The organism is Actinophytocola sp., assembly GCF_036402745.1.
Taxonomy (GTDB): Bacteria; Actinomycetota; Actinomycetes; order Mycobacteriales; family Pseudonocardiaceae; genus Actinophytocola.
In genome coordinates this window covers 1-12615 of sequence record NZ_DASWSJ010000017.1, presented here as the reverse complement: position 1 = coordinate 12615, position 12615 = coordinate 1, and the positions used below count along the sequence as shown (strand labels likewise).

General features: G+C 73.5%; 12 protein-coding genes. 8 read left to right on the top strand and 4 right to left on the bottom strand.

Going from position 1 to position 12615, the window contains the following annotated elements; genetic code table 11:
- Positions 1-59: 59 nt before the first annotated feature.
- Together VGD70_RS01380 and VGD70_RS01375 are read right to left on the bottom strand one after the other, a co-directional pair.
- Complete coding sequence (locus tag VGD70_RS01380; RefSeq protein WP_331077239.1) at positions 60-692, bottom strand: DUF5134 domain-containing protein; 633 nt, start codon at positions 690-692, stop codon at positions 60-62.
- Complete coding sequence (locus VGD70_RS01375; RefSeq protein WP_331077237.1) at positions 689-910, bottom strand: hypothetical protein; 222 nt, start codon at positions 908-910, stop codon at positions 689-691. The genes VGD70_RS01380 and VGD70_RS01375 overlap by 4 nt, the downstream gene beginning before the upstream one ends.
- Before the next feature lie 307 nt (positions 911-1217).
- Between VGD70_RS01375 and VGD70_RS01370 the strand changes: the two genes are divergently transcribed.
- The 3 genes from VGD70_RS01370 (at position 1218) to VGD70_RS01360 (ending at position 6974) form a co-directional block, all read left to right on the top strand.
- The gene (locus VGD70_RS01370; RefSeq protein ID WP_414637869.1) at positions 1218-2573 is read left to right on the top strand and encodes a hypothetical protein; all 1356 of its coding nucleotides are present in this window, start codon (positions 1218-1220) and stop codon (positions 2571-2573) included.
- On the top strand, positions 2570-3556 hold the full coding sequence (locus tag VGD70_RS01365) for a glutamate ABC transporter substrate-binding protein (protein ID WP_331077233.1): 987 nt from the start codon (positions 2570-2572) through the stop codon (positions 3554-3556). The genes VGD70_RS01370 and VGD70_RS01365 overlap by 4 nt, the downstream gene beginning before the upstream one ends.
- 1063 nt (positions 3557-4619) lie before the next feature.
- Positions 4620-6974 (top strand): serine/threonine-protein kinase, encoded by a 2355-nt coding sequence (locus VGD70_RS01360; RefSeq protein WP_414637868.1) that lies wholly within the window; start codon positions 4620-4622, stop codon positions 6972-6974.
- Positions 6975-7038: 64 nt separating this feature from the next.
- On the opposite strand, the gene VGD70_RS01355 is transcribed toward VGD70_RS01360, so the two are convergent.
- Entirely contained in the window at positions 7039-8241 is a 1203-nt protein-coding gene (locus tag VGD70_RS01355; RefSeq protein ID WP_331077231.1) for a metallophosphoesterase, read from the bottom strand.
- A 12-nt stretch (positions 8242-8253) separates the two neighbouring features.
- Entirely contained in the window at positions 8254-8835 is a 582-nt protein-coding gene (locus VGD70_RS01350) for a PaaI family thioesterase (RefSeq protein ID WP_331077229.1), read from the bottom strand.
- A 384-nt stretch (positions 8836-9219) separates the two neighbouring features.
- Between VGD70_RS01350 and VGD70_RS01345 the strand changes: the two genes are divergently transcribed.
- The 5 genes from VGD70_RS01345 to VGD70_RS01325 all read left to right on the top strand — a co-directional run.
- Positions 9220-9696 carry a hypothetical protein gene (locus VGD70_RS01345; protein ID WP_331077227.1) on the top strand — a complete coding sequence of 159 codons (477 nt, stop codon included), beginning with the start codon at positions 9220-9222 and terminating at the stop codon, positions 9694-9696.
- Positions 9696-10922 (top strand): PPE domain-containing protein, encoded by a 1227-nt coding sequence (locus VGD70_RS01340; protein ID WP_331077225.1) that lies wholly within the window; start codon positions 9696-9698, stop codon positions 10920-10922. The genes VGD70_RS01345 and VGD70_RS01340 overlap by 1 nt, the downstream gene beginning before the upstream one ends.
- Positions 10923-10950: 28 nt before the next feature.
- A complete protein-coding gene (locus VGD70_RS01335; RefSeq protein WP_331077223.1) occupies positions 10951-11247 on the top strand; it encodes a hypothetical protein in 297 nt (98 codons plus the stop codon).
- The gene (locus VGD70_RS01330; protein WP_331077221.1) at positions 11244-12032 is read left to right on the top strand and encodes a putative T7SS-secreted protein; all 789 of its coding nucleotides are present in this window, start codon (positions 11244-11246) and stop codon (positions 12030-12032) included. The genes VGD70_RS01335 and VGD70_RS01330 overlap by 4 nt, the downstream gene beginning before the upstream one ends.
- Positions 12029-12615, top strand: a 587-nt coding sequence (locus VGD70_RS01325) for a hypothetical protein (protein ID WP_331077219.1), incomplete at its 3' end; no start/stop codon positions are given. The genes VGD70_RS01330 and VGD70_RS01325, both read left to right, overlap by 4 nt.

Here is a 12615-nt window from a genome sequence, read left to right as displayed (position 1 = left end):
GCTCTCGTCGAGGCGCGGTGCTCGTGGCGGAGGGCGGCGGATGCCACGGTGAGCGGTGCTCAGGCCAGCATCGCCACCAGGAGGTAGCCGTTGCCCAGGGCCATGGCCGTCTGGCAGGAAGCGGTGATCCGGGGTGTGAGCAGGATCGACGACTCTCCAGTCGGCGGCCCGGGGCGCCAGTCCGTCCGGGCCACCAGCAGCACCGCCGTCACCGCGAAATACCCCACCAGCACCCACCCGACGACCGGCAGCGCAAGACCCGGCGACTCGAGGTGGCCGGCCAACCAGGGCGCCGTGTCATGCGCGCCGGCATGCCCGCCGGGGCGCATCGCGGTCAGCATGTACAGCATCGCCAGCGCCGCGACAGCGTGGTGCAGGCCGGTGCCGTGCCACCCCATCCCGTCCCACGCCGGTGGGCCGGTGCGCCGCTCGTGCCACCACGAGCCGGCGAACCACGCCGCGACGACGAGAAAGATGGCCTGCCACCCGGCCGCCGGCAGCGGGCCACCCACCGGAGAAGCCATCACGGCCATGCCGATGCCCATGAGCACGTGTGCCATGTCAACGGCCCGATGCCGGCCGGGATAGGCGGCCGGTGCTCGATGCGCCGCGGAGAGCCGGGCCACGCAGTACCCGGCCACCGCGAGAAAAGCGGCGGTGCTGGCCCAGCGGAGCCAGACCTCGGCGCTCAACTCGCCGGACGGAGCAAGCCGTCCAAAGTCCCCTTCTTCGCGTCGTCGACGATGTTCGCGAACTGCGCGAGGCTCATCTGGATGCGCTGGCCGAAGTCGTCGGTGATCTCCACCCGCTTGCTGGGCAAGGCGTCCGGGTCGATCCACAGCGTCGGGCATCCGCAGCTGCATTCGCCGCAGAAAGAGGCGATTTGCTGGAGGTTGGGGCGAGTGTCCATTTTCTTCACCTGGCATTTCGGGGTGTCGGGCGCTCACATTGAGATTCGCAGACCGGCCTGCGGAATTCCAGAGCGCAACCGAGCGATTACGCAAAGGTCAACAACGGCGGTTTCGTCACAGCGTGTGCCTGTTACGTGGCGTGACGAGACCCGGACGTGGCGGGTGACAACGACGGTGGCCGCCCGGCGGCCGCTGCACTAAGTTCGTTTGCGAATCACAGGCCGGTAACTGCGAGGGGAATGCGGACGTCATGAGGGGTCCCGTGGTGTTGACTCTCCCGGCGTGGAGACTGCGTCGGGTTCACCGATGGTGACCACTGCGACACCCGAGGCGGCGACCAGCGCGGGGGCACGCAGAGTATGGGGAATGCCGGCGACCGCTGCCCGTCGCGCCCGCCGCGCCGCCGCGGGCACCGCCGGCCGGCTGTTCGTCATCGGCGTGGGCCTCGTCGTGCTCTCGCTGCTCACCGGCGTCGTCGGGGCCATCGCGCTGCAGCAGAAGCAGGCCACGATCGACAACCTCGTCGACCACCGCGAGCCGCTCGCCGCCGCGTCGCAGCAGATCTACCGCTCGCTGTCCGACGCCGACGCCACCGCGGCCAGCGCGTTCCTCGCGGGCGGCAACCCACCCGCGGCGCTGCGCGAGCGCTACGAGCTCGACATCGCGCAGGCCGGCGCGAACCTCGCGAAGGCGTCCGCGGACGTCGCCGGCGTGGCCGACGCCGAGGCGCAGGTCGACCAGCTCGCCCAGCAGCTGCCCGTCTACACCGGACTCGTCGAGACCGCGCGGGCCTACAACCGGCAGGGCTACCCCGCCGGCGCGGCCTACCTCCGCGAGGCGTCCGGGCTGATGCGCGCGAAGCTCCTGCCCGCCGCGCAGGAGCTGTACTCCATCGACTTCCGCCGGCTCGCCGACGAGCAGGCGCAGGCCCGCTCGTTCCCGTGGACCACCGCCGGCCTCGTGCTCGTGCTGCTCGTCGTGCTCGTCGCCGCCCAGATGTACCTCACCCGGCGCACCAACCGGCTGCTCAACGTCGGCCTGGTCGTCGCCACCATCGCGGTGGTCGTCGGGCTCGGGTGGGGCACGGTCGCACTGCTGGTCGAGTCGGCCAAGGTCGCGAACGGCGAGGACGCCGGCACCAAGCAGGTGGAGCTGGCCGTGCAGGCCCGCATCGTCGCGCTCAAGATGCGGGCCAACGAGACGCTCACCCTGGTCGCCCGCGGCGACGGCGCCGAGTACGAGAAGGACTGGAAGTCCCTCGCGACCGAGGTCTCCGGCGACGGCGCGAAGAACCTGCTGGTCCGGGCCCAGGGCCTGGCCGCGAACCAGGAGACGTCCGACGCGCTGCAGGCGGCCCGGGACAACGTGACCGCGTGGCTCGACGCGCACGACCGGGTGCGCCAGCTCGACGACAGCGGTCAGTACCAGGAGGCGGTGACGCTGGCCATCGGCGACGCCCAGAACGGGGCGGCCACCGCGTTCAACGAGCTCGACGCCAACCTGCTGCGGGCGATCAACGACGGCCGCGCGGTGTTCGTCGACGAGACCAGCGGGGCCAGCGAGGCGATGACCGTCCTGGTGCCGGGGGCCGCGGTGCTGGCTCTGCTGGCCGCGGCCGGGGTGACAATGGGGATCAGGGAACGACTGCAGGAGTACCGGTGAGGAACAAGCGCGTCGCGGTGGTGTTGTCGTTGCTGCTCGTCTGCGCCACCGGGTGCGCGGGCGGCGGCAAGCCGGTCGATCTGGCCACAGTGGACTCCGTGGAGCGGCCCACGCCGGTCGGCGTCCAGGAGAACCCGGCGCCGCCCTCGACGTCCACCGCGCCCGCGCCGACCTGCGACCCGCAGCAGAGCCTCCGGCCGCTGAGCCCGATGCCGGCGCCGGGCCGGATGCCGGCGCGCTCGACGATGAAGGCGATCCAGGACAGCGGCAAGCTCATCGCCGGCGTCGACCAGAACACGTTCCTCTTCGGCTTCCGCAACCCCACCACCAACGCGCTCGAGGGCTTCGACATCGACCGGGTCCGGGAGATCGCGAAGGCCATCTTCGGCGACCCGAACAAGGTCCAGTTCAAGGTCGTCACCTCGGCCGGCCGGATCGACGCGCTCAAGAAGAAGCAGGTGCACATCGTCGTACGTACGATGACGGCAACCTGCCAGCGCTGGCGGGACATCAACTTCTCGGCCATCTACTACACGGCGGGCCAGCGGCTGCTGGTCGACCGGGCGTCGAAGGTGACGAGCCTGGACCAGCTCGGCGGCAAGAAGGTGTGTGCCGCCGAGGGATCCACGTCGATCAAGACGATCGCGGACCACAAGGCGAACCCGGTCCCCGTGCAGGTGGACAACTGGTCGGACTGCCTGATCATGCTGCAGCAGGGCCAGGTGGACGCGATGTCGACCGACGACACCATCCTCGCGGGGATGGTCGCGCAGGACCCGAACGTGAAGATGGCCGGTCCGCGGTTCACCGACGAGCCATACGGGATCGGGATTCCCAAGGGGAACGAGGACATGGTGCGGTTCGTCAACGGGGTGCTGGCGCAGTCCGTGGCGGCCGGCGCGTGGGCGGCGAGCTATGAGCGGTGGCTGGGCCGCACGGGCGAGCCGCGGCCGCGGCCGCCGACGCCCAGGTACCGGGACTGAGGTGGGGATGACCAGGTGCCCGAGGCCGGGATGCACCGGTGAGGTGGTGGACGGCAACTGCACGGCGTGCGGCATCGCTGTCGCCCCCGCCGGCCCCGCCGTCGTCACCGGCGCCACCGGCCCCGCCGGCGCCGACCCGGAGGCCGCGCGACTGCGCCGGCTGGCCGAGGAGCAGGCGTCCCGACTACACCAGGTGGCGACCGAGCAGGCCGCCGACGGCACCGGCTGGTTCAGAACTCCGGACGAGCTGACCGGGGAGGACGAGGCACGCCGGCGTGGCGCCCACCGCAAGCCGGACTCCTCGGCCCCGGCTGGGGGAACGGCCGGTGGTGGGACGCCGGGTGCTGAAGCTGGCGGGGCGCCGGCTGGCGGAGCGTCGGTTGGTGGGGCGTCGGTTGGTGGGGCGCCGGTTGGTGGGACGGGCGCCGGTGGGGTGGCGCCGGGGCAGGGAGCCGGGCAGGCGGGCGGGCAGCAGCGAGCAGGGGGGCAACCGGTGGGACAGGGATCGCAGGGGGCGGCGGGCCAGCCGGCCGCGGCGCAGCAGGGACAACCGGAAGCCCGCGAGGCGGCCGACCAGTCGGCCCAGCCGACGAACTTCTTCCAGCCGGTGCAGGCACCGGGACAGCCGCAATCCGCGCAGCCGCAAGGCAACCAGTCACAGTCCGGTCACCCGCAGTCTGGCCAGTCGCAGTCTGGCCAGCCCCAGTCTGGCTGGTCGCAATCTGGCCAGTCGCAGTCCGGCCAGTCGCAGTCTGGTCAGTCGCAGCCTGGGCAGGGCCAGCCCGGCCAGTTCCGGCCTGGCCCGCCGCAGCCCGGGCCGGGGCCTCGGCCGCAAGCCTTTGGGCAGCCGCAGCCGTCGCAGCCGTCGCAACCTCAGCCGGGTCAACCTCAGCCGGGGCCGTTCGGCCATCAGCAGAGTCAGCCGCAGCAGGGTCAGCCTGGGGCGTTTGGGCAGCCTCAGCAGAGTCAGCCGGGTCCGTATGGGCAGCCCTACCCCGGCCAGGCTGGGCAACCGCCGGCCGGGCAACCGCCGGCTGGGCAGTCGACCGTCTCGCAGCCGTTGATGTACAGCCAACCCCTTCCCCCGCAGGGGCAGCGTGGTCCGCAGTACGGCCGGCCCGGCCCGGGGACCCCGTGGGGGCAGAACATCCCCATGCCCGACGTGCTGCCGCGGCAGCCAGGGGTGCGACCGCCCACCGCGCTGGCCGACGACGAGCCGCAGCCCACCAGCGTGCTGGGCGAGTCACCACAGACGCTGAGCATCGACCCGCCCAAGCCGGCCGCGCCGGAAAGCCCGCACAGCACGGGATCCAGCTCGTTCCCCGGCACCGGCCGGCGAACGTCGTCGCGGACGTCGGGGCGGGGACGGCTCGGTGCCGGGCTGGTCGAGGTGCCGGTCGTCCCCGTGAAGGATCCCGCCTCCGCGGTGCTCACGGATCCCGCGGTCAGCGAGAACAAGCGCTTCTGCAGCAACTGCGGCACCGAGGTCGGCCGCGGCAAGGACGGCAAGCCCGGCGCCACCGAGGGCGAGTGCGCGGCCTGCGGCACGCCGTTCAACTTCCGGCCGCGTCTGTTCCGCGGCGACCTCGTCGGCGGGCAGTACGAGGTCCTCGGCTGCCTGGCCTACGGCGGCCTCGGCTGGATCTACCTGGCGAAGGACCACAACGTCTCCGACCGGTGGGTCGTGCTGAAGGGCATGATCGACACCGGTGACGCCACCTCGATGGCGTCCGCGGTGGCCGAGCGGCGGTTCCTGGCGGAGGTCGAGCACCCGAACGTGGTGCGCATCTACAACTTCGTCCAGCACCCGGACCCGAACACCGGCAACCTCGTCGGCTACATCGTGATGGAGTACGTCGGCGGCCAGTCGCTGCGCCAGCTCGCCCTCGAGCACCACCGCGAGACCGGGCGCGCCGACCCGCTGCCGATCGGCCAGGTCATCGCCTACGGGCTGGAGATCCTGCCGGCCATCGGCTACCTGCACAGCATCAACATGCTCTACTGCGACCTCAAGCCGGACAACGTGATCCAGTCCGGCGAGCAGCTCAAGCTCATCGACCTCGGCGCGGTCCGGCAGACCGACGACTACGAGAGCCCGCTGTTCTTCACCCTCGGCTACAGCGCGCCCGAGCTCGCCACCGAGGGCGCCACGGTCGCCTCCGACATCTACACCGTCGGCCGCACGCTGGCCGTGCTCTCCATCGAGTTCGCCGGCTACACCACCCGGCACAAGTACACGCTGCCCGGCCCCGACGAGGAGCCGCTGTTCGCGCTCTTCGGCTCCTACCACCGGGTCCTCAAGCGCGCGACGCACGAGAACGCCGCGCTGCGGTTCACCTCCGCCGAGGAGATGGCCGACCAGCTCACCGGCGTGCTGCGCGAGGTGATGGCGCTCGGCACCGGCCGGCCGCGGCCCGGCGCGTCGACCGTGTTCGCGCTCGAGACCAGGACGTTCGGCTCCGGCATGGTCGTCGGCGAGCGGGGGTCGCTGCCGTCGCCGAACCCGCAGGAGGTGGCGTCGATCCTGCCGCTGCCGATGGTCGACACACACGACCACGCGGCCAGCACGCTCGCGAGCATCACCGCCACCGAGCCCGCCGAGATGGTGGCCGCGCTGGCCTCCGCGCCGCAGGACTCCATCGAGGTGCGGCTGCGGATGGTGCGCGCCCGGCTGGAGTTGGGCGACCTGCGGGGCGCGGCGGCCGAGCTCGAGGCCGCGCGCCGGCTCGTCACCGACCCGGCGGACTGGCGACCCGACTGGTACCAGGGCCTGATCGCGATCGCGACCCGCCGCCCGGCCGACGCGACCGCCGCGTTCGAGAAGGTCTACGACGCGGTGCCTGGCGAGATCCCGCCGAAGCTCGCGCTCGCGGTCAGCGCCGAGTACGCCGGCAACTACTTCGGCGCCGCGCGGTACTACGAGCTGGTCTGGCGCACCGACCGGTCCTGGGTGAGCGCCGCGTTCGGCCTGGCCAGGGTGTACCTCGCGCAGGGCGCCCGGGCGAGCGCGATCGAGGTGCTCGAGGCCGTGCCGGACACCTCCAGCCACCACGTCGCCGCGCAGGTCGCCGCCATCAAGATCAAGACCCGGGCGGACGAGGTCGCCAAGGTCGGCGAGCACGACCTGCACGACGCCGCCCGCCGGCTCGAGCGGCTGGCCCTGGACGCGGAACGTCGCACGACGCTGTCCGCGGAGGTGCTGGAGGCCGCGTACAGCTGGGTGCGCGCCGGGCGCCCGGGCGCCGCGGCCGACAACTCCGACGTCCGGATGGTGCTGGGCTGCCGCCTGTCCGAACGCGAGCTGCGGTTCGGCCTGGAACGCTGCTACCGCGCCCTCGCCCGCCTGGCGAGCACGCCGGAACAACGCCACGAGCTGGTCGACAAGGCCAACGCGATCCGCCCCCGCACTGTCACCTAGTGTCCCGCGGCCAGGTCGGCGGCCACCAGCCGGCGGCGGCGGTTCGGGCCCGGCGCCGGGCGAGTCATGCCGGGCGCAGCTCGATCATCGTGATGTCCGGGGGCGCGCCCACGCGGACCGGAGGGCCCCAGAAGCCGGCGCCGCGGGTCACGTACAGCCAGGTGTTGTCCACTTTGGACAAGCCGGCCAGGGACGGCTGGGCCAGCGAGACGATGTGGTGGAACGGGTACAGCTGCCCACCGTGGGTGTGGCCGGACAGCTGCAGGTCCACCCCGCGCGACGCGGCGTCGGAGACCTGCACCGGCTGGTGGGCCATCAGCACCACCGGCCGGTCCGCGGACCGGCCGTCCAGTGCCTTGCCGAAGTCCGGCGCGTCGTCGTGCGAGCGGCCGGTCACGTCCGTGACGCCCGCGAGGTCGAACGCGCCGCCGCCGCGGGTGATCGTCGTTCGCTCGTTGCGCAGGGTGTGTACGCCCCGCCGCTCGAGCTCGCGCACCCACGCGTCCGGCTCGGTGAAGTACTCGTGGTTCCCGGTCACGAAGAAGCTGCCCTCCCGCGACACCAGGTCCTGCAGCGGCTCTGCGGCCGGGCCGAGCTCGGCGACCGTGCCGTCGGCGAGGTCGCCGACGATCGCCACCAGGTCCGGGGACTGGGCGTTGATCATGCGGACGATCCGCTCGGTGTGCGACCGGCCGAGGATGGAGCTCAGGTGGATGTCGGCGACCACCGCGATGCGGAAGCCGGCCAGCGCGGGGTCGAGCCGGCGCAGCCCCACCGGCACGCGCAGCAGGTCGGGCGGGCCGAGCGCGTTGGCCATGCCGACGCCGACCAGCGAGACCGACGCCGCCCCGGCCACCAGCCCGGCACTCCGGGCCAGGAACAGCCGGCGGCTCTCGTTGACCTCGCGCGAGGCGGGCGGCGGCGCGGGCGTCACCGGCGCCGCGTCGGTGGTGGCCGTGGCCTCCAGCGGCCGGCGGCGCACCCAGCCGCGCAGCGCGAGCCGCGGCAGCTCGAGGACGAGCGTGCTGAGGAAGAGGTAGACCACGATCGCGAACCAGATGTAGCCCGGCCACGTGAACCACTGGGCGACCCCCGGCGCGACCGACCGGCCCAGCGTCAGCGTCGCGAACACCAGCAGCGCGAGCAGCACGAACGCCACCGAGCCGGCCCGGCGCCACCCACCCCTGGCCGTCGTGTCCTTGACCAGCCGTTTCCACAGGTAGTAGTGCATGAGCGCGACCAGCGCGCTGAGGACCACGCCGAACATCGGGCGCTCCTGTCAGGGGTTGATGTCGAAGCGGGCCTGGCGCAGCAGGCTGGGATCCTCGGCCACCGCACGCAGGTCCTCCGCGCGGCCGTGCTCGGTGAAGTGGCTGAACTCGACGATCACGAACAGCGCCCTGGCCCGCAGCGCGACCGGCCCGTCCGGCGCGTCGAGCCGGCCCTCGGCGCTGGCGTAGACCTTGCGCCCGGCGATCCCGTCGAGGCTGCCGACGATGTGGAGGATGGAACCCACCGGCACCGGCCGCAGGAAGTCGGTCTCGAGCTTGGCGGTGACCGCGGGCCGGCGCAGCAGCTGGCCCACGGTGGCGCCCAGCGCCTCGTCGAACGCGCAGGCCAGCAGGCCGCCGTGGGCCAGGCCCGGCGCGCCCTGGTGGGCGTCGGTGACGGTGAACTGGGCGAGGATCGTCTTTCCCTCGCCGGCCTCGGTCCGCAGGTGCAGCCCGTGCTCGATCTCGTCGCCGCAGCCGAAGCAGTAGGCGTAGTGCACGCCGAGCTCGCTGCCCGGCGCGGGCGCGTCCGGATGCCGGTCCGGCTGCTCGACCTCGACCGGAGGCCACGGCGGGGGTACGCGACTCACGCGCCACAGCGTAGTTCGGGCTCGCTGAGAGCCCGCGTGTTGCCCGGATGAGTCGTCGCCGTGCCCGGTTGTGCAGCCGCGCTGGGCGGGCGCGGGCCCGGCGGGTGGGATGGGTGGCGGAGCGAGGAGGTGCGCCATCGACGGGGACCGGCCCGATCGGACCGACGAGAACGGCCTCCCTTCGGTGCTGGACGTCGTGACGCCGGCACTGGAACGCTCCTCGGCACTGGCCGACGAGCTGGCGCGGCTGCTGCTCCCGGCGCGCTTGTTCACCTGAGTCGCGATTGTGACCAGTTGTGCACAAGGCGCTGGATTTGCTGGTCCGCGCACGTCAGTATGGCCAGGCTGATACCCAGCAGGCAGGGATCCGGGTGGAGGTAGCGCATGGCGCGCGAACGGGTGGACAGCTTCACCGAGGCGAAGGAGCTGTACGGCGAGCACAAGCGGCCCAGGCACGCGGCCTATGTCGCGCCGGACATCACGGTCGGCGCGGCGCCGCAGCACGGCGCGACCGGCACCGGCATGGACGGCATCGCGGCCGACTTCGACGCGCTCGTGCAGGCCGAGCGGGAGCTCGGTGACCTGCACGACGAGCTGTTCACCCAGCTGCGCGCGGCGGCCCAGCTGTCCGAGCCGCTCGGCGACGGCACGAGCCCGGTGACCGGGCCGATGCGCAAGGCGTTCCTCGACCGCGCCGACATGGAGGGCGGCGTGCAGGCCGCGCTCGCCGACTACATCCGGGAGTTGGGCGACGTGCGGTCGGCCATCCTGCAGACGCTGGGCACCTACCAGGGTGTCGACGGCGAGGCGGCCGACCGGTTGCGGCGGCAGATGGACCGCTTCGGCGGGGAGGTCGGCTGATGTACACCGTGCCCGACGACTACGACCGCGACCGCGAGCACCGCACCTGGCGGGAGGCGCACAAGCCGAGCGAGAAGGCGATCCAGCGGGCCGGGCGCCGCACGGACGAGAAGCACCGCAACCGCAAGGCTTCCCGGTTCGGCAAGGTCAACTGGGACGTCTACGAGCACTACCAGCTCTACGACATGATCATGAAGTCCGACCCGGGCAGGATGTCCGAGCGGGCCGGCCAGTGGAGTGCGCTGGCCGGCAGCATCGAGGCCACCACCGGGCAGGTGCAGAAGGTCGTCGAGCGGGTGATGGGCAACTGGCAGGGCCAGGCCGCGGTGAGCGCCGCCGCCGCGAACACCAAGCTCATGCAGTGGGCGGGCACCGCCAGCCACACCGCCACCCAGATCGCGGCCGGCATGTCCAACTACACCGAGGCGGTCATCCACGCGCGGCACACCATGCCCGAGCCGGCGTACGCGAGCGCCGAGCGCAACTTCCGCGACGGGTACACGGTGACCATGACCGGCGGCCCGAGCGACGCGGTGTTCCTCAAGCAGCTGCTCTCCGACGGCATCGTGAGCCACCAGGCGGCGCGCGAGCGCAAGGCCGAGGCCGTCGCGGTGATGGAGAGCTACGAGTCGCGGAGCAAGGACGTCCACGACTCGATGCCGCACTTCAGCGACGCCACGCCCACCACCAGGCCCGCGGCGGCATGGACGCCCCCGCCGGCCGGCTCTGCGCCCGGTGCACCGTCGGGGGGCGGACCGGGCCAGCCCGGCTACCCGCCGCCCGGCACGCCCGGGGCCGGTGTCGGCGTCGGCGGCGCGACCGACCCGTACGGCACGACCACGGCCGCCGGCTTCGCCGACCCCAGCTTCTCCACCGGGTCCGGCTCCGGCGGCCCGGGTGGCACCGGCTTCGGCGGCGGGATCGGCAGCCTGTCCGGCAACAGCGGTGACGTCGTCCGCACCGGCCCCGGCTACGGCGCCGGTGCGGGAGCCGGCGGGGTCGGTCCCGGTGCGCTCGCCGGGCGCGGCATGGTCGGCGGCGTCCCTGGTGCGGGTCCCGGCGGCCTCGGGGCCGGCGCGCGCGGCGGTGCCGGGGCGTTCGGCGGCTTGCCGTTCGGCTCGGGTGCCGGCGGCGACGAGGACAAGGAGCACAAGAACAAGTACGACGACGGCCTCGACCTGTTGGAGGACCTGCCGCCCGCCTATCCTCCGGTGTTCGGCGCGTAAGGCGTAGTTCGGAGTCGAGGAGGCGGCCATGTCCGGGTTCGAGGCCGATCCGGCCGCCATCGGGGTCACCGCGCGGGTGCTGGGCGCCGCGGCGGAGTCCGTGTCGGGCGCGGTCGGCGAGCTGCACGGCTGCGCGGACCTGGGGCCGGGCCGGCTCGACGGGGCGGTCGGCGCGCTCATCGCCGGCACCCGCCAGGAGCTCACCGCGGTGCTGCGGGCCGTCGCCGACGACGCGGCGCTGGTCGAGTCGATCGGCGGCCGGTACGCCGCGCTGGACGACGCCGCGCTCGACGGGCTGCGCCGCGCGGGCGGTGACCGCTGGTGACCTACCGGGGCCTGGAGTTCGACCCGACGCCCGGCCGGCTGGACGCCGTGCACGCCGCGATCGCCCAGCTGACCTCGGCCGACTCGGCGCTCGGCACGGTCGAGCCCGCGCTGCGGGACGCGGAGCGGCAGTCGGCGGCCTGGCAGGGCGAGGCGGCGGAGACCTTCCGCGCGCGGCTGCACGCCACCCCGGCCGACTTCGACGCCACCCAGCGGCGGCTGCGGGACGCGGTCGCCGTGCTGGAGGGGTGGGCCCGCACGCTGACGGCCGACAAGCGGCGCACCGAGGAGCTGGACGCGAAGGCCGTACGGCTGCGCCGCCAGCTCGACGACGCCCGGGATGCCGTGCAGGACCGGCAGAACGCGCTCGACCTCGCGGCGACGCCGTCCGCGGCGGCCGGGGCGAGCATCGAGCTGTCCGGTGCCACCAGCCGGGTCGCCGACCTCGAGTCGGCGCTCGCGGCGGTGCTCGACGAGGCGCGTGACCTGGAGCGCGAGCACCGGCGGGCGGCCGACGCGGTCGCCGACGAGGTGGCCGCGCTCAGCGGCGACGCCCCGGCGCCGCGGGCCGCGGAGAGCCCGGGGATTCGCGCGCTGGCCGCGGTTCTGGGCTCGGCGTCCCGGACGTCGGCCGCGCTCGGCGGGCTGCTGCGCCCGCCCCGGGCGGGTCCGGCCGAGGTGCCCGGCGGCGCGGGGTCGGCGTTCGCCGGCGCGCTGTCCGGGGGCCTGCGACCCTCCGGCGAGCTGATCGTGCTCGGCGAGACCCCGTTGCAGGGCGAGTCGTGAGGCTCGCCGCGATCCAGGGGATCACCCCGGTGTCCGTGCAGTCGGTCGAGGCGACCGAGCGCGCGCTGACCGACGCCATCATCGACGTCCGCGGCGGCGACTCCGTGCACGATCCCGGCATCGCGCTGGCCGCCCGCGACGCCGCCGAACTGGCCCACGCGAACGGCGCGGGCCTCGTCGCGGTCGTCGCCCACCCGCGCGCCGACCCCGCGATCCTGGTGGGCATGGTCGTCACCGCGGACACCCCGCTCGGCCCGGACGCGGCGGCCGAGCTGCGCCACTACCTCGCCGACGCCGGCGGCCCGGACATCCGCGAGGTCACCGACTCCCGCACCGAGCGCGGCTACCCTGTGGTGATCGCGGAGCGGCTGCTGGTGGAGGGCCCGACGCGGTCCGAGCTGCCGTCGGGCTGCCAGCTCCAGGCCGTCGTGATCGACCCGGCGGGCAAGCGGATGGCGGTGTTCACCCTCCACTCGACCACCGGCCGCGGCTGGCTGGAGCTGGCTACCGTCCTGGGCCAGCTCGTGTCCTCAGTGGACTTCGAGGTGGCGCCGAACGACCCCCGCATGCGGGTGGCCACCGG

Bases quoted from the DNA above. Each gene is read 5' to 3' on its own strand.
- VGD70_RS01375 (WP_331077237.1), bottom strand. From the start codon at position 910: ATGGACACTCGCCCCAACCTCCAGCAAATCGCCTCTTTCTGCGGCGAA.
- VGD70_RS01370 (WP_414637869.1), top strand. From the start codon at position 1,218: ATGGTGACCACTGCGACACCCGAGGCGGCGACCAGCGCGGGGGCACGC.
- VGD70_RS01360 (WP_414637868.1), top strand. From the start codon at position 4,620: ATGTACAGCCAACCCCTTCCCCCGCAGGGGCAGCGTGGTCCGCAGTAC.
- VGD70_RS01355 (WP_331077231.1), bottom strand. From the start codon at position 8,241: ATGTTCGGCGTGGTCCTCAGCGCGCTGGTCGCGCTCATGCACTACTAC.
- VGD70_RS01345 (WP_331077227.1), top strand. From the start codon at position 9,220: ATGGCGCGCGAACGGGTGGACAGCTTCACCGAGGCGAAGGAGCTGTAC.
- VGD70_RS01340 (WP_331077225.1), top strand. From the start codon at position 9,696: ATGTACACCGTGCCCGACGACTACGACCGCGACCGCGAGCACCGCACC.
- VGD70_RS01335 (WP_331077223.1), top strand. From the start codon at position 10,951: ATGTCCGGGTTCGAGGCCGATCCGGCCGCCATCGGGGTCACCGCGCGG.